The following is a 16,723-nucleotide window of genomic DNA, read 5'->3' as shown; positions in this document are numbered from 1 at the left end:
ACAAAATGGTTGTAACCGTTTCCATTGCTGTGACTCGATTCACGAAGTCCTGTATTCAGTGCTGACAAAATAGCCGCCAGCAAGCAGTAACTTACTGCAATCTCACAACAGGTAGTGAATATGATCACCATTCGTGATGTAGCGCGTCAGGCTGGCGTCTCTGTGGCAACGGTTTCCCGGGTGCTAAATAACAGCGCTCTGGTAAGTGCGGACACGCGTGAAGCGGTTATGAAAGCAGTGAGCGAGTTGGACTACCGACCAAACGCCAATGCCCAGGCGCTGGCAACTCAGGTGAGCGAGACTATTGGCGTGGTAGTGATGGATGTCTCCGACGCCTTTTTCGGTGCGCTGGTGAAAGCCGTTGATCTTGTCGCCCAGCAACACCAGAAATATGTGCTAATCGGCAATAGCTATCATGAAGCGGAAAAAGAGCGGCACGCCATTGAGGTGCTAATCCGCCAGCGTTGTAATGCGTTGATCGTTCACTCAAAAGCGTTAAGTGACGACGAACTGGTGCAGTTTATGGACAACATTCCCGGCATGGTGTTAATCAATCGCGTTGTGCCGGGTTACGCCCATCGCTGCGTTTGCCTGGATAATATCAGCGGTGCCCGAATGGCGACGCGCATGTTACTGAATAACGGTCATCAGCGTATCGGTTATCTTTCTTCCAGCCACGGTATTGAAGATGACGCGATGCGCAAAGCCGGTTGGATGAGCGCGCTGAAAGAGCAGGATATTATTCCGCCAGAGAGTTGGATCGGCACCGGTACGCCAGATATGCCCGGCGGCGAAGCTGCGATGGTTGAACTGCTGGGGCGTAATCTGCAACTCACCGCGGTGTTCGCCTATAACGACAATATGGCCGCTGGCGCACTGACAGCGTTAAAAGACAATGGTATTGCTATCCCGTTACATCTCTCGATCATCGGTTTTGATGATATCCCCATCGCCCGTTACACCGACCCGCAGTTAACAACCGTACGTTATCCCATTGCTTCAATGGCGAAAATGGCCACCGAACTGGCATTACAGGGGGCCGCAGGCAACATTGATCTGCGTGCCAGTCACTGTTTTATGCCGACGTTAGTGCGTCGTCATTCTGTTGCTATACGCCAGAATGCGGCGGCGATCACTAACTCAACAAATCACGCGATGTAACCGCTTTCAATCTGTGAGTGATTTCACAGTATGTTAACAATGCAGTAGTTATGATTGCACCGTTTTAACGTTGTAACCTATGTGTAATAGTGGAAATTCACTTTTATCGAGGTATAGCGTCATAACAACAATTAAAGCTGTTTTCTGGAGCGTTACCGGACATGGAAGAACGAATTTTAAAACGTGAGCTTCGGCGTTCAGTAACACTTCATTAACCATACTGCCCCGCCGAGCATTTATCTCAAGCACTACCCTGCATAAGAAAAACCGGAGATACCATGAATAAGAAGGTGTTAACCCTGTCTGCTGTGATGGCCAGCATGTTATTCGGTGCCGCTGCACACGCTGCTGATACCCGTATTGGTGTGACGATTTATAAATATGACGATAACTTTATGTCTGTAGTGCGTAAGGCTATCGAACAAGATGCGAAAGCCGCGCCAGACGTCCAGTTGCTGATGAATGATTCACAGAATGATCAGTCCAAGCAGAACGATCAGATTGACGTGCTGTTGGCGAAAGGGGTGAAGGCGCTGGCAATCAACCTGGTTGACCCGGCTGCTGCGGGTACGGTGATTGAGAAAGCGCGCGGACAAAACGTGCCAATCGTTTTCTTCAATAAAGAACCTTCCCGTAAGGCGCTGGATAGTTACGAGAAAGCCTACTACGTTGGCACCGATTCGAAAGAATCCGGGATTATTCAGGGCGATTTGATTGCTAAACACTGGGCGGCGAATCAGGGTTGGGATCTCAACAAAGACGGTCAGATTCAGTTCGTACTGCTGAAAGGCGAACCGGGTCATCCGGATGCAGAAGCGCGCACTACGTATGTCATCAAAGAGCTAAACGACAAAGGCATTAAAACTGAACAGTTACAGTTAGATACCGCAATGTGGGATACCGCTCAGGCGAAAGATAAGATGGACGCCTGGCTGTCTGGCCCGAACGCCAACAAAATCGAAGTGGTTATCGCAAACAACGATGCGATGGCAATGGGCGCGGTTGAAGCTCTGAAAGCACACAACAAGTCCAGCATTCCGGTGTTTGGCGTCGATGCGCTGCCAGAAGCTCTGGCACTGGTGAAATCTGGTGCACTGGCTGGCACCGTGCTGAACGATGCTAACAACCAGGCGAAAGCGACCTTTGATCTGGCGAAAAATCTGGCTGATGGCAAGGGAGCCGCTGACGGCACCAACTGGAAAATCGACAATAAAGTTGTCCGCGTTCCTTATGTTGGCGTAGATAAAGACAATCTGGCTGAATTCAGCAAGAAATAAGACTGATTGGGCGCAGTCATTCACTGCGCCCTTATTGTATGGCCAACAAGGTAAAATTATATGGTCAGCTCAACGACTCCGTCATCAGGAGAATACTTGTTGGAAATGAGCGGTATCAACAAGTCTTTTCCAGGCGTTAAGGCACTTGATAACGTTAATTTAAAAGTGCGACCACACTCCATTCATGCGTTAATGGGGGAGAATGGCGCAGGAAAATCGACATTATTAAAATGCCTGTTTGGTATCTATCAAAAAGACTCCGGCACTATTTTATTCCAGGGTAAGGAAATCGATTTTCACTCAGCCAAAGAAGCCCTGGAAAATGGTATTTCGATGGTACACCAGGAGTTAAACCTGGTATTACAGCGTTCGGTCATGGACAACATGTGGTTGGGGCGATATCCCACCAAAGGGATGTTTGTCGACCAGGATAAAATGTACCGCGAAACCAAAGCGATATTTGACGAACTGGATATTGATATCGATCCGCGTGCGCGCGTTGGTACGTTGTCCGTTTCACAAATGCAGATGATTGAAATCGCCAAAGCATTTTCCTATAACGCGAAAATAGTCATTATGGATGAACCAACTTCTTCATTAACTGAAAAAGAAGTCAATCATCTGTTTACCATTATTCGTAAATTAAAAGAACGCGGCTGCGGTATTGTCTATATCTCGCATAAAATGGAAGAGATATTCCAGTTATGTGATGAAGTCACCGTACTGCGCGACGGACAGTGGATCGCTACCGAGCCGCTGGCGGGGCTGACGATGGACAAGATCATCGCCATGATGGTTGGCCGTTCTCTTAATCAGCGTTTCCCGGATAAGCAAAACAAACCTGGCGAAGTGATCCTTGAAGTGCGTAACCTGACGTCACTGCGTCAGCCGTCAATTCGCGATGTCTCGTTTGATCTGCATAAAGGGGAGATCCTCGGTATTGCCGGGCTGGTAGGTGCGAAACGTACCGATATTGTCGAAACCTTGTTTGGGATCCGTGAGAAATCTTCCGGCACCATTACACTGCACGGCAAAAAGATTAATAACCATAATGCCAACGAAGCCATTAACCATGGGTTCGCGCTGGTCACCGAAGAGCGCCGCTCAACGGGGATTTATGCTTACCTGGATATTGGCTTTAACTCGTTAATTTCTAATATTCGCAACTACAAAAACAAAGTGGGGCTGCTGGATAATTCGCGGATGAAAAGCGACACCCAGTGGGTCATTGATTCGATGAGGGTAAAAACGCCGGGTCATCGTACGCAAATTGGTTCACTCTCCGGCGGTAATCAGCAAAAAGTCATTATTGGGCGCTGGCTGCTAACGCAACCGGAAATATTAATGCTCGACGAACCGACGCGTGGCATTGATGTTGGCGCGAAGTTTGAAATTTATCAATTAATTGCCGAGCTGGCGAAAAAAGGCAAGGGGATAATTATTATCTCCTCTGAAATGCCAGAGTTGTTAGGGATAACGGACCGTATTCTGGTAATGAGCAATGGTCTCGTTTCCGGCATTGTCGATACAAAAACAACAACGCAAAACGAAATTCTGCGTCTTGCGTCTTTGCACCTTTAAGATTAGGGGCTTCCCATGAGTGCGTTAAATAAGAAAAGTTTTCTTACTTACCTGAAAGAAGGTGGTATTTACGTCGTTCTTTTAGTTTTGCTGGCTATTATTATTTTCCAGGACCCAACATTCTTAAGTTTGTTGAACTTAAGTAATATTCTTACCCAATCATCGGTGCGTATTATTATCGCGCTCGGCGTGGCAGGGTTAATTGTCACCCAGGGAACTGACCTTTCTGCTGGTCGTCAGGTAGGGCTGGCGGCGGTGGTGGCGGCTACCTTGTTACAATCGATGGATAACGCCAACAAAGTATTCCCCGAAATGGCGACCATGCCGATTGCGCTGGTTATTCTGATAGTCTGTGCCATTGGCGCGGTTATCGGTTTGATCAACGGTCTGATTATCGCTTACCTCAACGTGACGCCGTTCATTACCACGCTCGGCACGATGATTATCGTCTACGGTATCAACTCGCTCTATTACGACTTTGTTGGTGCGTCACCGATTTCCGGTTTTGATAGCGGCTTCTCCACCTTTGCCCAGGGGTTTATTGCGCTGGGGAGTTTCCGGCTATCTTACATCACCTTCTACGCGCTGATTGCCGTGGCGTTTGTCTGGGTGCTGTGGAACAAAACCCGTTTCGGCAAGAATATTTTTGCTATTGGCGGCAACCCGGAAGCGGCGAAAGTTTCTGGTGTTAACGTCGGCCTGAATCTGCTGATGATTTATGCGTTGTCTGGTGTGTTCTATGCCTTTGGTGGGATGTTAGAAGCCGGACGTATCGGCTCTGCCACCAACAACCTCGGCTTTATGTATGAGCTGGATGCTATCGCGGCGTGCGTGGTGGGCGGTGTATCGTTTAGCGGCGGCGTGGGTACGGTCATTGGCGTGGTGACCGGGGTCATTATCTTTACGGTCATCAACTACGGTCTGACCTATATCGGCGTCAACCCGTACTGGCAGTACATCATCAAAGGGGCGATCATTATCTTCGCCGTGGCGCTGGATTCCCTGAAGTACGCGCGTAAGAAGTGATGTGAATTTGGGCATTACCGGATGCGACGTTTACGCCGCATCCGGCAGTTGGTGTCAAATGTCGGATGCGACGCTGGTGCGTCTTATCCGTCCTACTATCCGTCCTACAACGTTACCGGATGTTCTTTCTCTCCCTTCTTAAACTTCACTTCTCCGAGATCAATACAGTTAACCGGGCAAACGTGACCGCAAAGCAAACAACCGACGCATTTCTCAGTATTACAATGCGGCGTGCGTGTTTTCTCATCCCATTCCATCGCCTGGTGACCACCGTCGTAGCAGGAAATATAACAGCGCCCGCAGCCGACACACTTATCAAGATTGATATGGGGATAGACGATATAACTGCGGTCTAAATCTTCCGCCGGGACAATATTGTGATTCGCCAGACCCACCATCTCCTGTAACGAGTCAAATCCCTGATCGGCAAGATAATGCGATAACCCGCTCGCCATATCTTCCACAATCCGATAACCGTACTGCATAATTCCGGTGGTCACCTGCAGTGTAGCCGCGCCGAGCAATAAAAACTCTGCCGCGTCTTCCCAGGTTTCAATGCCGCCAATACCGCTGATCGGGAAATCGCGCAGCTCCGGATGCGTGCGCATTTGCTGAATAAAGCGCAGGGCGATCGGTTTCACCGCTTTACCGGAATAACCGGAAATACTCGATTTACCGTTAACGATCGGCATACCGATTTTCTGATTCAGATCGATATTGGTGATGGATTTAACGGTGTTAATCGCTGCAATGCCATCTGCACCGCCACGCTTAGCCGCCAGCGCCACTTCGCACATATCACCGATATTCGGCGTCATCTTCGCCAGCATCGGCAGCGTTGAACCACGTTTCACCGCCCGACAATATTTCTCTACCAGTTCCGGGCTTTGCCCGACATCGCTACCCATCGCATGAGAAGTCATCTGCGGGCAGGAGAAATTACATTCGATCATATCCGCGCCAGCTTCTTGCACCAGACGCGCCAGATCTTCCCATTGTTGCTCATTTTCCCCCATGATCGAGGCGATCAGCACTTTGTCCGGGTAATCCTCTTTCAGCCGACGCAGAGCGGTCAGATTCTCTTCCAGCGGATGTTCGGCAATCTGCTCCATATTTTTGAAGCCAATAAAACCGGTATCTTCTTTCACCAGATGATCAAAACGTGGCGAAACCTCGTTAGCGATAAAAAAGCCAATAGTTTTGAATACCACGCCGCCCCAGCCGGTGTCGTAGGCTTTGGCACACATCTCATAGCAATTGCCTACTGGCGAAGAAGAGAGGCAGAACGGGTTGGGAAACTTCACGCCGCAAAAGGTAATAGAAAGATCTTTCGTTAACATGAGCAAGCTCCCTCTAAATAGTGATGGATCGCCTCGGCGGCTTCTTTCCCGGTCTTCACGGCATAGACCACGGTTTTATCACCCTCAACAATATCGCCAGCGGCAAACAGTTGCGGGTCACGGGTCTGGTAATTTTTCGTTTCGATAGTGTTACGTTGGGGTTCCAGTGTAGCAAAAGCGGTAAGTTCGGCATGTTGACCGATGGCGAGAATAATTTTGTCTGCCGCCATCGTCAGCTCGCCCGGTAAACGAACATGTTTAAACGTCACTTTATTGCCATCTACCGCCACAGGCGTAAAGCCATCGATAATCGATACCCCCAATTTCTGAGCACCGGTGAACTCTTTCTTGCTTGCCGGAAACACATCTAGCTCTTCACGCGCCACGCAGGTCACCGCCGGACAACCGAGAACTTTCAGCGTACTGGCAACGTCCATCGCGACATCGCCGCCGCCAATAATTAATGCGCTTTGTGGAATGCTGATATCGCCTTGTGCCAGGCGTGCGCGTTGCAGGAAATCGACGGCAATCTCAACGTCGCTATGCTCAAACAGCGGCAGGGTGGAACCACGCGATAACCCCACGGTTACCAGCACCGCGCGGTTTTCTGCTTTCAGTTGCTCCAGCGAGAGCGTTTTGCCAATTTCACAGTTGCACTTAATAGTCACACCCATTTTTTCGATGCGGGTGATTTCCGCATCCAGCACCGACTGCGGCAAACGGAATTGTGGAATGCCGTTACGCAACCAGCCGCCTGGTTGTACTTCTTTTTCGTAAACCGTGACGTCGTAACCCAGGTTGGTTAGCGTCACGCTGGCCTGCAGCCCAGCAGGGCCAGCACCGATAACCGCTACTTTACCAAGCGTCTTACTGCCCGGTTGATAAATTTCCATTCCGGTTTGTTGTTCGAAATCAGTAACAAAACGCTGTAAGCGAGCAATATCAATCGGATCATCGACACCTGCGCGGGTACAACCGCTCTGGCATAATTTTTCTGTGGGGCACACTCTGGCACAAACGGCACCGAGGGCATTATTTTCGCGAATAGTCTCGGCAGCGCCTTTAAAATTACGAAAATAGATTGAGCGAATAAATTTTCCCGGATCGGTTTGCGCCGGGCACGCCTGGCTGCAAGGGGCGTCGTGGCATAATAAACAACGAGAGGCTTCTTTAATCGCCAGTAAAGGCGTAAAAGCCGGAGTGAGTTCATCCAGATAATTTTGTTGCGGCATGTGATCTTCCTTAATGCTATGGGTAATTAAGGCGAACGTATAGTAAATATAACGTGCTGATATTAAGGCTAAGCGTGCGGGGGAATTTAAACTGTGAAAAGATTCACAAATAGCTGCGGTTCAGAATGTGATATCCGCAGCTTAGCGGGGGAAATAATAATTATTCTCAATAGTTAACAGTGGGCGAGAAATAATATTATCGGTAAAAAATAAGATAAATAATCATACCGATGGATAAAATACCGAAGCCGCTATACGCCACTATATAAGCAAAGAAGAGACCGGGATTTTTTTCACGCCAGACATACACCGGTTCCGGCACATTTTTAACCCGTTTATCAATTGCGCCAGCACGCCAGCCTTTCCATGCTTCGCGAAAACAAAATACCGGGATAAGGAAAAAAACGGCAATGACAAAAAACTGCTGAACATCCATAACTACTTTCCTTGTTTCTTTTGTAATTCAAGTAACTGTTCTGGCGTGACGGCGGGATAACCCTGCGCATCTTCGGGCACCTGGTGCATTGCCGGAATAGGGACCAGTGGTCCTAAAAAGCGCGGTTCACGTTTAAAAATATAAAGGTCAGCCAGCGCACCGAAGCGGGCGGCAAATTCGCGAATACGTACTGACCACATATCTTTTGGTGACGGTACGGCATAACACTGCGCCTGAATACCCATATGCAGAGCGATAAATAATGCCCGCTCACAGTGGAAGCGCTGAGTAATAATAATGAAGTCGTTGGTATCGAACACCTTGCGTGTACGCACGATGGAATCCAGGGTACGAAAACCGGCGTAGTCGAGAACAATATCAGCCGGATCGACGCCAGCGGCAATTAAATCTTTGCGCATGGTCATCGGTTCGTTATAACTCTGTAATGCGTTATCACCGCTAAGTAATAGATAATTCACCTTACCGCTGTTATAGGCATTTATTGCACCCTGAATACGGTAGCGGTAATACTGATTAATCACCCCAGTACGATAATATTTTGCCGTGCCAAGTACCACGCCGACCTGGCGGTAGGGGAGATCCTGCAATTCATCGTAGATATAAGGCGCAGTTTTCCAGCTCATCCAGCGGTCGAGGCCGAGCACTGTCAACAGCAGCAAGCCGATCAGGACTAACAGGCTGTAGAACACGCGCTTTAACATGCTGAAAACTCGATCTTGGGGAATTTCAATCAGGCTACTTTACCTGTGGGCTTTGCGCAAGAAACGGCAAACTGTTTGCCGGGATTTTCGACACCAGGGTGAGTAGAAATGCCGGATGCGCTACGCTTATCCGGCCTACGAAATTTTGCACTCTGTAGGCCGGATCAGGCGTTCACGCCGCATCCGGCACCGGGCTTAAGCGAGAAGCACGCGGTCGATATTGTGACAACCGAGAGCTTTCAGCGTTGCCGAGGTTGCATCCCACTGAACCAGCGGCGCATCGGCTTTTTCTGCCAGAATCGCCCGCTGAATATCCGGGTAATCATAACCTTTGAGATTTAACAGAATTAATGCGCCCTGCAACGGCGGTAGAGTTGGGTTGAATGCGGCGTTTTCAGCATAGCTACCACTGAAAATACGACCGTCTTTGCATTCCAGCGCCACGCCGCTTGGAGACTTGCTGTAAGGCATGTGCGAACGGTTGGCCGCGGCAATTGCCGCCTGAGAAAGCGCATCGCCAGTCAGCGCATAGCCGTGATCCTGCTCGTCCATCAGCAGTGTCTTAATCTCCAGATCTTTCGGCCCAAAGGCATCCGGCAAATAGTCACGCAGCGCATGCGCTTCGCGGCCCGGCAGATGAATGCGTAGATCCAGCCCGCTGTTCAGTTCGTTCATAAACTGACGGCAGTGACCACAAGGTGTGTAGTTAACGGTGATGGCCGCGAGCGCTTTCTCACCGCTCAGCCAGGCGTGGCTGATTGCGCTTTGTTCGGCATGAACGGTTTGCTGCATTGTTGCGCCAATAAATTCCATATTGGCACCAAAATACCAGGTTCCACTCACGCCGCGCGCAATGGCACCAACATTAAAATTCGACAATGGCGTGCGGGCACAGGCCGCCGCCAGTGGTAGCAGTGCGAAAGCCAGCGCGTCTTCGTCCAGCCCCGTTGCGCTCTTCAGCGAAGAGACCTGCTCTCTGGTCAACAACGCGGGGAAATACTTATCTGCCAGAATGGGTTCCAGTGCAGATTGCAAGTTATCCGCAAGTTGGGCAAAAGCAGTTTGAAAACGTGGATGCATGGCGTTGCCTCATAATCATGTAATGGGATAACAGTTTACGAACCCATTATGGCTTTATATGTGATCTGAATCTCATTAATTATGCAACGCGTGAAACTTACATCAAAAATGCGCGACGCATCGCAAATTTTAGCCCATTACTGCCAGAATAATCGGGAAAAGAAATGGTGCAACCAGCGAGGTAATAATCCCGCATAACACCAACGCCAGCGAACTAAATGCGCCTTCCTGATAATCCAGCTCGGCACAGCGCGCTGTTCCGAGGGCGTGAGAGGCCGTCCCCATCGCCAGGCCACGCGCTGCTTTGGTACGAATACGCATCGCATTGAGTAGCGTATGACCAAACACCGCACCCAAAATACCGACAAAAATCACACAAACCGCGCTGATTGCCGGAATACCGCCAATACTGCCACCAACGGCCATCGCAATTGGTGTGGTAACCGATTTCGGTAATATTGATGCAGCGATTTCCGGTGAAGCGCCCATCAACAATGCTACGCAAGTTCCCGTCACCATCGCGACCACGCTACCGATAAAACAGATAGTGATGATGGATTTCCAGCGCGCGCGGATCTGGTGCAGTTGTTCATATAAAGGATAGGCCAGTGCGACCACCGCCGGTTGCAACAGATCGTTTAACACTTCGCTACCTTTAAAGTAGCTGTCGTAAGAGATGCCGGTCAGCATTAAAAAAGGAATGATCACCACCATTGCCACCAGCAACGGGTTAAGCAACGGAAACTTATACCGTGTTGCCAGTTTGCGGGCGGCAAAAAAGACAATCAATGTCAACGGTAATGACCACCAGATATTCGCCATCATTTTTCTGATCCTTTCTGACCTATGACTTTACGTTCACCGTGTACCAGGTGCGAACTCCAGCTCACCACCAGAAAAACCACCAGCGTACTAATGGCACAGGAAACCACCACCGGGCCAAACTGTGCGCGTAGCAAATCAAAATATTGCATTACGCCTACGCCAATTGGCACAAACAACAGTGCCATATAGCGAATCAGTACGTAACACCCCGGATTGACCCACTTCGCCGGAAGAATTTGCAAGGCCAGCAGGACAAACAGGATTAGCATCCCGATGATGCTGCCCGGAATGGTTACCGGTAGCAGGGAAGCAATGAAAATGCCTGCATATAGGCAGGCATAAATCAGGACAAAAGCGCGTAAATATTGCCAGATAATGTTCAGTGTCTTACTCATAATCAACACCCCAGATGAGATGGATTCATCATACAATTAATCTGTAAAATGTGCTACCGATCACATTAAGAAAACATCGCTTATTTTTCGCGCCAGGGCATGACGATGTGAGCAGCGAACTCAGGCATACCATACTTTTGCAGATCAGAAAGCGCGCCAGCCATACATCAAGCATAGAGAGGGATTGTAGTTTGCAGCAATCCCTCTCTGCAGACCTTTAATCCGTTGACCGGAGGCGCTACCATAGCGCCTCATTTTTTTGCGGGTGATGATATGCGTGTGTTACTGGCACCGATGGAGGGTGTGCTTGACTCCCTGGTGCGTGAATTACTGACCGAAGTTAATGACTACGATCTGTGCATCACCGAATTTGTCCGCGTGGTGGATCAACTGCTGCCGGTAAAAGTTTTTCATCGCATTTGTCCTGAGCTGCAAAACGCCAGCCGAACGCCTTCCGGGACACTGGTGCGGGTACAACTGCTGGGGCAGTTCCCGCAATGGTTAGCAGAGAACGCCGCCCGTGCGGTGGAGTTGGGTTCCTGGGGCGTGGATCTCAACTGCGGTTGCCCGTCGAAAACGGTTAACGGCAGTGGCGGCGGGGCAACGTTACTCAAAGATCCTGAACTTATCTATCAGGGTGCAAAAGCGATGCGCGAAGCTGTACCGGCGCATTTACCCGTCAGTGTGAAAGTGCGGCTTGGTTGGGACAGCGGTGATAAGAAGTTTGAAATTGCCGATGCTGTCCAGCAGGCTGGAGCTACGGAACTGGTCGTTCATGGGCGGACAAAGGAGCAGGGTTACCGTGCAGAGCATATCGACTGGCAGGCGATAGGCGATATTCGTCAGCGATTGGCCATTCCGGTTATTGCCAACGGAGAAATCTGGGACTGGCAGAGTGCGCAACAATGTATAGCTATCAGCGGTTGTGACGCGGTGATGATTGGGCGTGGGGCGCTTAATATTCCTAACCTGAGCCGAGTGGTGAAATATAACGAACCGCGGATGCCGTGGCCGGAGGTCGTTGCATTGCTGCAAAAATATACCCGTCTGGAAAAACAGGGCGATACCGGGTTATATCACGTCGCACGGATTAAGCAGTGGTTGAGTTATTTGCGTAAAGAATATGATGAAGCAACGGATTTATTTCATCATGTTCGGGTGTTGAATAATTCCCCTGATATTGCAAGGGCTATTCAGGCGATTGATATAGAAAAACTCTAAAAATCATCGACCCGATAGTCATAAGGGATAAGCCGGGGGGCAGGGGGAGGAGGTGATTATCCACCCCCTGCGTGCTCCTTGCGCCAGTGATTATATGAAGCAATGTACATGACAGGGGCGCAACAGGATGAGAGACTGAAATATCCTCGTTATTTTCGGAGCTGATGACATTAATTAATTTTAAAATATCATCTTAAATACGCCAGTCACCACCAGTAGCCCAATCAGGAAAATAATCAATACTGCCCAGAGTATAATTTTCATTGGCGTTCCTTTATTTGTGAGTGCTAAATAAGTATAGGAAAAAACAAAACCCTTTGCCGCCATTCATAAAGAATTAAGATAAATCGGAGAATATCATTCACTTACTTTATATTTTTCTGAATATGTCGCTTTATTGCCACTGATGTATTGCCACGCGAAACTAAAAAATATATCGCAACACACGGTAATCTCCGCGCACCTTTTCTTACCTGATTACTCCCCCATGAATCGTGATTCCTTTTATCCGGCAATCGCCTGTTTTCCGTTGTTACTTACTCTGGCCGGGTGTGCGCCTATGCATGAAACACGCCAGGCTTTAAGCCAGCAAACGCCCGCCACACATGTTGACACCGCATTACCGGTATCTCTGAAAAACGGCTGGCCGGACAGTCAGTGGTGGCTGGAATATCACGATAATCAACTCACTTCCTTAATTAATAATGCCATACAGAACGCGCCGGATATGCAGGTTGCTGAACAGCGCATTCAACTGGCTGAAGTACAGGCGAAGGCCGTCGCCGCCCAGGATGGTCCACAGCTCGATTTTTCTGCGGATATGGAACGGCAAAAAATGTCGGCAGAAGGGTTAATGGGGCCGTTTGCCCTGGACGATCCTGCCGCAGGCACTACCGGCCCCTGGTACACCAACGGCACCTTTGGTTTAATGGCGGGCTGGCATCTCGATATCTGGGGAAAGAATCGGGCGGAAGTGACTGCGCGCCTCGGTACGGTAAAAGCGCAGGCGGCAGAACGCGAGCAGACCCGGCAATTGCTGGCAGGCAGTGTGGCTCGTTTGTACTGGGAGTGGCAAACCCTGGCAGCTTTAAACACTGTCTTGCAGCAAATCGAAAAAGAGCAGAACACGATTATCGCGACCGACCGCCAGTTATATCTGCGCGGCATTACCTCGTCGGTTGAAGGTGTCGAAACCGATATCAATGCCAGCAAAACCCGGCAACAGCTCAACGATGTCGCGGGGAAAATGAAAATTATTGAGGCGCGGCTAACTGCGCTGACTAACAGCCAGACGAACGCCTTAAAACTGCATCCGGTTGCGCTGCCCAAAGTGGAAAGCAAACTTCCTGACGACCTGGGCTATTCTTTGCTGGCTCGCCGGGCAGACTTACAGGCGGCACACTGGTACGTTGCATCATCCTTAAGCACCATCGATGCGGCAAAAGCTGCCTTTTACCCCGACATCAACCTGATGGCCTTTCTGCAACAAGATGCGCTGCACTTAAGCGATTTGTTCCGTCATTCTGCGCAGCAAATGGGCGTTACGGCAGGTCTGACGCTACCTATTTTCGATAGTGGTCGTCTTAACGTCAACCTTGATATTGTGAAAGCCGAAAGCAATTTGTCGATCGCCAGTTACAACAAAGCGGTGGTTGAAGCGGTGAATGACGTGGCGCGGGCAGCAACTCAGGTTCAGACACTGGCGGAGAAAAATCAGCATCAGGCGCAAATTGAGCGCGATGCCCTGCGGGTAGTTAGTCTGGCGCAGGCGCGTTTTAACGCAGGTATCATCGCAGGTTCTCGCATCAGCGAAGCCCGAATCCCGGCGCTCCGTGAACGGGCGAACGGTCTGCTTTTGCAAGGGCAATGGCTGGATGCGTCCATTCAGCTCACCGGTGCGCTGGGTGGTGGTTATAAACGTAGCTGATGAGTATGCCCGTGGGGACGTTAGGTTTATCCAGCGTTTCTCTTCCCACGCCGTTTCAGCCACCAGCGCACGCCAACCACCAGAACCACGACCAGAATCAACCAAATCCAGTGTTTCAAATGCTGATCGAGATTGTGCAGCCACGGCGCAATCACCTGGCCTCCCGCGTAACCAATAGCGGTAAAAATCAGCGCCCAGGCCAGCGCGCCGAGAATATTCAGTGGCAGAAAGATTTTCGGTGGGAGCTGGCTGGCACCGATTAGCGTTGGGCCAATCACCCGAAAGCCGTACATAAAACGCGTGCCGATGACAAACAGATAAGGATGGCGCTGGATCAGCTTTTGTGCGCGCTCAATTTTGTCCTGATGTTTTGATAACCGGCGTAACAGTTTGCCGCCAAATCGCCGTCCGCACAGATAAAGCACCTGGTCGCCAATCATGCCGCCAAGCGCCACAGAAAGAACCACCAGTGGGAATTTTAATAATCCCTGATGTGCCGCAACGCCTCCCAGCAATGTCACGGTTTCACCCTCTGCCAGACTACCGAGCACCAGCGCGGCATAACCATATTGTGAGATGAGTGTATTGAGATCCATAGGTCGGTCTGTCTCCGTTTGATTGTCTGTAAGCATACACCCTGTGAATTGTTTACGCAGGAGAAGGCGTTTTATCACGCGACGCAAATTTTGCGTCAGAACAAAAAACAACCACAAGCTGACTTATACTTGAACTGTCAGGTTCATGAACTCACAACAAGGGGGCGGTATGAGCCATGTCTGGGGACTGTTTTCCCATCCCGATCGTGAAATGCAGGTGATTAATCGTGAAAACGAAACGATTTCTCATCACTACACCCACCACGTTCTGCTGATGGCGGCGATCCCGGTGATCTGCGCCTTTATTGGCACTACACAAATCGGCTGGAATTTTGGCGATGGCACTATCCTGAAGTTATCCTGGTTTACCGGACTGGCGCTGGCTGTCTTGTTTTATGGCGTTATGCTGGCTGGGGTGGCAGTGATGGGACGGGTCATCTGGTGGATGGCACGCAATTACCCACAGCGCCCGTCGCTTGCGCACTGTATGGTTTTCGCGGGCTACGTTGCAACACCGCTGTTTTTAAGCGGCCTGGTGGCGCTTTACCCGTTGGTCTGGCTGTGTGCGCTGGTGGGAACGGTGGCGCTGTTTTACACCGGCTATCTGCTTTATCTCGGTATTCCAAGCTTCCTGAATATCAACAAAGAGGAAGGTCTTAGCTTCTCCAGTTCGACACTGGCGATTGGCGTACTGGTGCTGGAAGTGCTGCTCGCCATTACCGTTATTCTGTGGGGTTACGGTTATCGCCTGTTCTAGAAAGTTCTTTTGTGCTGCATTGCTGGCGTAAATATCAGCAATGCAGCATTTCCTCACGATTCTCCTTTGACGATCGCACTTTTTGCTCGTTATGATGGCCTCGCCAGCCTCAGTAAATCCTTACTCCGGCGGTGCGCAACCCATGCGCGTGAACCACTATCTGAATGCTCATCATGCCGAAATTTCGAGTTTCTTTATTTAGCCTGGCCCTGATGCTGGCTGTGCCTTTTGCGCCTCAGGCCGTTGCCAAAACGGCAGCCGCGACTACAGCTTCGCAGCCGGAAATTGCCTCCGGTAGTGCGATGATTGTTGATCTCAATACCAACAAAGTGATCTATTCGAACCACCCGGATTTGGTGCGTCCGATTGCTTCAATTACCAAATTAATGACTGCGATGGTGGTGCTTGACGCACGATTGCCGCTGGATGAAAAACTGAAAGTGGATATCAGCCAGACGCCAGAGATGAAAGGCGTTTATTCGCGCGTGCGACTGAACAGCGAAATCAGCCGCAAAGAGATGCTGTTGTTGGCGCTGATGTCTTCAGAAAACCGCGCAGCGGCAAGCCTGGCGCACCATTATCCTGGTGGCTATAACGCATTTATTAATGCGATGAATGCGAAAGCGAAATCTCTCGGAATGAACAACACGCGCTTCGTTGAACCGACCGGATTGTCGGTGCATAACGTTTCAACTGCCCGTGATTTAACCAAACTGCTGATTGCCACCAAACAGTATCCGTTGATTGGTCAGTTAAGTACCACTCGCGAAGAGATGGCGACCTTCTCAAACCCGGCTTATACCTTGCCATTCCGTAATACTAACCACCTGGTGTATCGCGATAACTGGAATATCCAGTTAACCAAAACCGGTTTTACTAATGCGGCGGGGCATTGCCTGGTGATGCGTACGGTCTTCAATAATAAACCGGTGGCGTTGGTGGTGATGGATGCATTTGGCAAATATACCCATTTTGCCGATGCGAGTCGTTTACGCACGTGGATTGAAACCGGCAAAGTGATGCCTGTTCCGGCAGCGGCGTTGAGCTATAAAAAACAAAAAGCCGCCCAGATGGCGGCTGGGCAGATGGCTCAGAACGATTAAGGGTAGGCAGGATGAGGCGTTCACGGCGCATCCGGTATTAGGTG

At 50.0% G+C, this 16,723-nt stretch carries 17 protein-coding genes; 8 read left to right on the top strand and 9 right to left on the bottom strand.

The window, feature by feature from the left end:
- Positions 1 to 120: 120 nt before the first annotated feature.
- The 4 genes from galS to mglC all read left to right on the top strand — a co-directional run bounded on the left by galS (position 121) and on the right by mglC (position 5,045).
- The gene (gene galS, locus A1SC_RS14470) at positions 121 to 1,161 is read left to right on the top strand and encodes an HTH-type transcriptional regulator GalS (protein WP_016248965.1); all 1,041 of its coding nucleotides are present in this window, start codon (positions 121 to 123) and stop codon (positions 1,159 to 1,161) included.
- Positions 1,162 to 1,439: 278 nt separating this feature from the next.
- The gene (gene mglB / locus A1SC_RS14475) at positions 1,440 to 2,438 is read left to right on the top strand and encodes a galactose/glucose ABC transporter substrate-binding protein MglB (protein WP_016262146.1); all 999 of its coding nucleotides are present in this window, start codon (positions 1,440 to 1,442) and stop codon (positions 2,436 to 2,438) included.
- Positions 2,439 to 2,498: 60 nt separating this feature from the next.
- Positions 2,499 to 4,019 carry a galactose/methyl galactoside ABC transporter ATP-binding protein MglA gene (mglA, locus tag A1SC_RS14480; RefSeq protein ID WP_000255047.1) on the top strand — a complete coding sequence of 507 codons (1,521 nt, stop codon included), beginning with the start codon at positions 2,499 to 2,501 and terminating at the stop codon, positions 4,017 to 4,019.
- A 15-nt stretch (positions 4,020 to 4,034) separates the two neighbouring features.
- The gene (gene mglC, locus A1SC_RS14485; RefSeq protein ID WP_001275110.1) at positions 4,035 to 5,045 is read left to right on the top strand and encodes a galactose/methyl galactoside ABC transporter permease MglC; all 1,011 of its coding nucleotides are present in this window, start codon (positions 4,035 to 4,037) and stop codon (positions 5,043 to 5,045) included.
- 104 nt (positions 5,046 to 5,149) lie between these two features.
- On the opposite strand, the gene preA is transcribed toward mglC, so the two are convergent.
- From preA to A1SC_RS14520, 7 genes are all read right to left on the bottom strand, one after another.
- Positions 5,150 to 6,385 (bottom strand): NAD-dependent dihydropyrimidine dehydrogenase subunit PreA, encoded by a 1,236-nt coding sequence (preA, locus tag A1SC_RS14490; RefSeq protein WP_016262145.1) that lies wholly within the window; start codon positions 6,383 to 6,385, stop codon positions 5,150 to 5,152.
- Entirely contained in the window at positions 6,379 to 7,617 is a 1,239-nt protein-coding gene (locus A1SC_RS14495; protein WP_016262144.1) for an NAD(P)-dependent oxidoreductase, read from the bottom strand. The genes preA and A1SC_RS14495 overlap by 7 nt, the downstream gene beginning before the upstream one ends.
- A gap of 196 nt (positions 7,618 to 7,813) precedes the next feature.
- Positions 7,814 to 8,053 (bottom strand): DUF2542 family protein, encoded by a 240-nt coding sequence (locus A1SC_RS14500; RefSeq protein WP_000383084.1) that lies wholly within the window; start codon positions 8,051 to 8,053, stop codon positions 7,814 to 7,816.
- Between the two features lie 2 nt (positions 8,054 to 8,055).
- Complete coding sequence (gene sanA, locus A1SC_RS14505; protein ID WP_000920076.1) at positions 8,056 to 8,775, bottom strand: outer membrane permeability protein SanA; 720 nt, start codon at positions 8,773 to 8,775, stop codon at positions 8,056 to 8,058.
- A gap of 195 nt (positions 8,776 to 8,970) precedes the next feature.
- Positions 8,971 to 9,855 (bottom strand): cytidine deaminase, encoded by an 885-nt coding sequence (gene cdd / locus A1SC_RS14510; protein WP_000553575.1) that lies wholly within the window; start codon positions 9,853 to 9,855, stop codon positions 8,971 to 8,973.
- Positions 9,856 to 9,984: 129 nt separating this feature from the next.
- A complete protein-coding gene (locus A1SC_RS14515) occupies positions 9,985 to 10,680 on the bottom strand; it encodes a CidB/LrgB family autolysis modulator (RefSeq protein ID WP_000968214.1) in 696 nt (231 codons plus the stop codon).
- Positions 10,677 to 11,075, bottom strand: coding sequence for a CidA/LrgA family protein (locus A1SC_RS14520; protein ID WP_001516704.1), 399 nt, complete (start codon positions 11,073 to 11,075; stop codon positions 10,677 to 10,679). Before A1SC_RS14520 ends, A1SC_RS14515 begins: the two co-directional genes overlap by 4 nt.
- Positions 11,076 to 11,348: 273 nt before the next feature.
- Between A1SC_RS14520 and dusC the strand changes: the two genes are divergently transcribed.
- A complete protein-coding gene (gene dusC, locus A1SC_RS14525; RefSeq protein WP_001264859.1) occupies positions 11,349 to 12,296 on the top strand; it encodes a tRNA dihydrouridine(16) synthase DusC in 948 nt (315 codons plus the stop codon).
- Positions 12,297 to 12,476: 180 nt separating this feature from the next.
- Here dusC and yohP read toward each other — a convergent pair whose 3' ends face one another.
- The gene (gene yohP, locus A1SC_RS25795; protein WP_000691708.1) at positions 12,477 to 12,560 is read right to left on the bottom strand and encodes a small membrane protein YohP; all 84 of its coding nucleotides are present in this window, start codon (positions 12,558 to 12,560) and stop codon (positions 12,477 to 12,479) included.
- Between the two features lie 223 nt (positions 12,561 to 12,783).
- On the opposite strand from yohP, the gene mdtQ reads away from it, so the two are divergent.
- On the top strand, positions 12,784 to 14,223 hold the full coding sequence (mdtQ, locus tag A1SC_RS14530; protein ID WP_024214592.1) for a multidrug resistance outer membrane protein MdtQ: 1,440 nt from the start codon (positions 12,784 to 12,786) through the stop codon (positions 14,221 to 14,223).
- 26 nt (positions 14,224 to 14,249) lie between these two features.
- On the opposite strand, the gene A1SC_RS14535 is transcribed toward mdtQ, so the two are convergent.
- Positions 14,250 to 14,819, bottom strand: coding sequence for a DedA family protein (locus A1SC_RS14535; protein ID WP_000365434.1), 570 nt, complete (start codon positions 14,817 to 14,819; stop codon positions 14,250 to 14,252).
- A 169-nt stretch (positions 14,820 to 14,988) separates the two neighbouring features.
- Between A1SC_RS14535 and A1SC_RS14540 the strand changes: the two genes are divergently transcribed.
- Both A1SC_RS14540 and pbpG read left to right on the top strand, forming a co-directional pair.
- Complete coding sequence (locus A1SC_RS14540) at positions 14,989 to 15,576, top strand: Yip1 family protein (protein WP_010379386.1); 588 nt, start codon at positions 14,989 to 14,991, stop codon at positions 15,574 to 15,576.
- 173 nt (positions 15,577 to 15,749) lie between these two features.
- Positions 15,750 to 16,679 (top strand): D-alanyl-D-alanine endopeptidase, encoded by a 930-nt coding sequence (gene pbpG / locus A1SC_RS14545; RefSeq protein WP_001516701.1) that lies wholly within the window; start codon positions 15,750 to 15,752, stop codon positions 16,677 to 16,679.
- The last annotated feature ends 44 nt before the right edge of the window (positions 16,680 to 16,723 follow it).

The sequence above is a fragment of the Escherichia sp. KTE52 genome (assembly GCF_000408325.1).
Lineage (GTDB): Bacteria > Pseudomonadota > Gammaproteobacteria > Enterobacterales > Enterobacteriaceae > Escherichia > Escherichia marmotae.
The sequence above is the reverse complement of the archived record's forward strand: the minus strand, read 5'-3'. Positions and strand labels throughout refer to the sequence as shown.

Bases quoted from the DNA above. Each gene is read 5' to 3' on its own strand.
- galS (WP_016248965.1), top strand. From the start codon at position 121: ATGATCACCATTCGTGATGTAGCGCGTCAGGCTGGCGTCTCTGTGGCA.
- mglB (WP_016262146.1), top strand. From the start codon at position 1,440: ATGAATAAGAAGGTGTTAACCCTGTCTGCTGTGATGGCCAGCATGTTA.
- mglA (WP_000255047.1), top strand. From the start codon at position 2,499: ATGGTCAGCTCAACGACTCCGTCATCAGGAGAATACTTGTTGGAAATG.
- mglC (WP_001275110.1), top strand. From the start codon at position 4,035: ATGAGTGCGTTAAATAAGAAAAGTTTTCTTACTTACCTGAAAGAAGGT.
- preA (WP_016262145.1), bottom strand. From the start codon at position 6,385: ATGTTAACGAAAGATCTTTCTATTACCTTTTGCGGCGTGAAGTTTCCC.
- A1SC_RS14495 (WP_016262144.1), bottom strand. From the start codon at position 7,617: ATGCCGCAACAAAATTATCTGGATGAACTCACTCCGGCTTTTACGCCT.
- A1SC_RS14500 (WP_000383084.1), bottom strand. From the start codon at position 8,053: ATGGATGTTCAGCAGTTTTTTGTCATTGCCGTTTTTTTCCTTATCCCG.
- sanA (WP_000920076.1), bottom strand. From the start codon at position 8,775: ATGTTAAAGCGCGTGTTCTACAGCCTGTTAGTCCTGATCGGCTTGCTG.
- cdd (WP_000553575.1), bottom strand. From the start codon at position 9,855: ATGCATCCACGTTTTCAAACTGCTTTTGCCCAACTTGCGGATAACTTG.
- A1SC_RS14515 (WP_000968214.1), bottom strand. From the start codon at position 10,680: ATGATGGCGAATATCTGGTGGTCATTACCGTTGACATTGATTGTCTTT.
- A1SC_RS14520 (WP_001516704.1), bottom strand. From the start codon at position 11,075: ATGAGTAAGACACTGAACATTATCTGGCAATATTTACGCGCTTTTGTC.
- dusC (WP_001264859.1), top strand. From the start codon at position 11,349: ATGCGTGTGTTACTGGCACCGATGGAGGGTGTGCTTGACTCCCTGGTG.
- yohP (WP_000691708.1), bottom strand. From the start codon at position 12,560: ATGAAAATTATACTCTGGGCAGTATTGATTATTTTCCTGATTGGGCTA.
- mdtQ (WP_024214592.1), top strand. From the start codon at position 12,784: ATGAATCGTGATTCCTTTTATCCGGCAATCGCCTGTTTTCCGTTGTTA.
- A1SC_RS14535 (WP_000365434.1), bottom strand. From the start codon at position 14,819: ATGGATCTCAATACACTCATCTCACAATATGGTTATGCCGCGCTGGTG.
- A1SC_RS14540 (WP_010379386.1), top strand. From the start codon at position 14,989: ATGAGCCATGTCTGGGGACTGTTTTCCCATCCCGATCGTGAAATGCAG.
- pbpG (WP_001516701.1), top strand. From the start codon at position 15,750: ATGCCGAAATTTCGAGTTTCTTTATTTAGCCTGGCCCTGATGCTGGCT.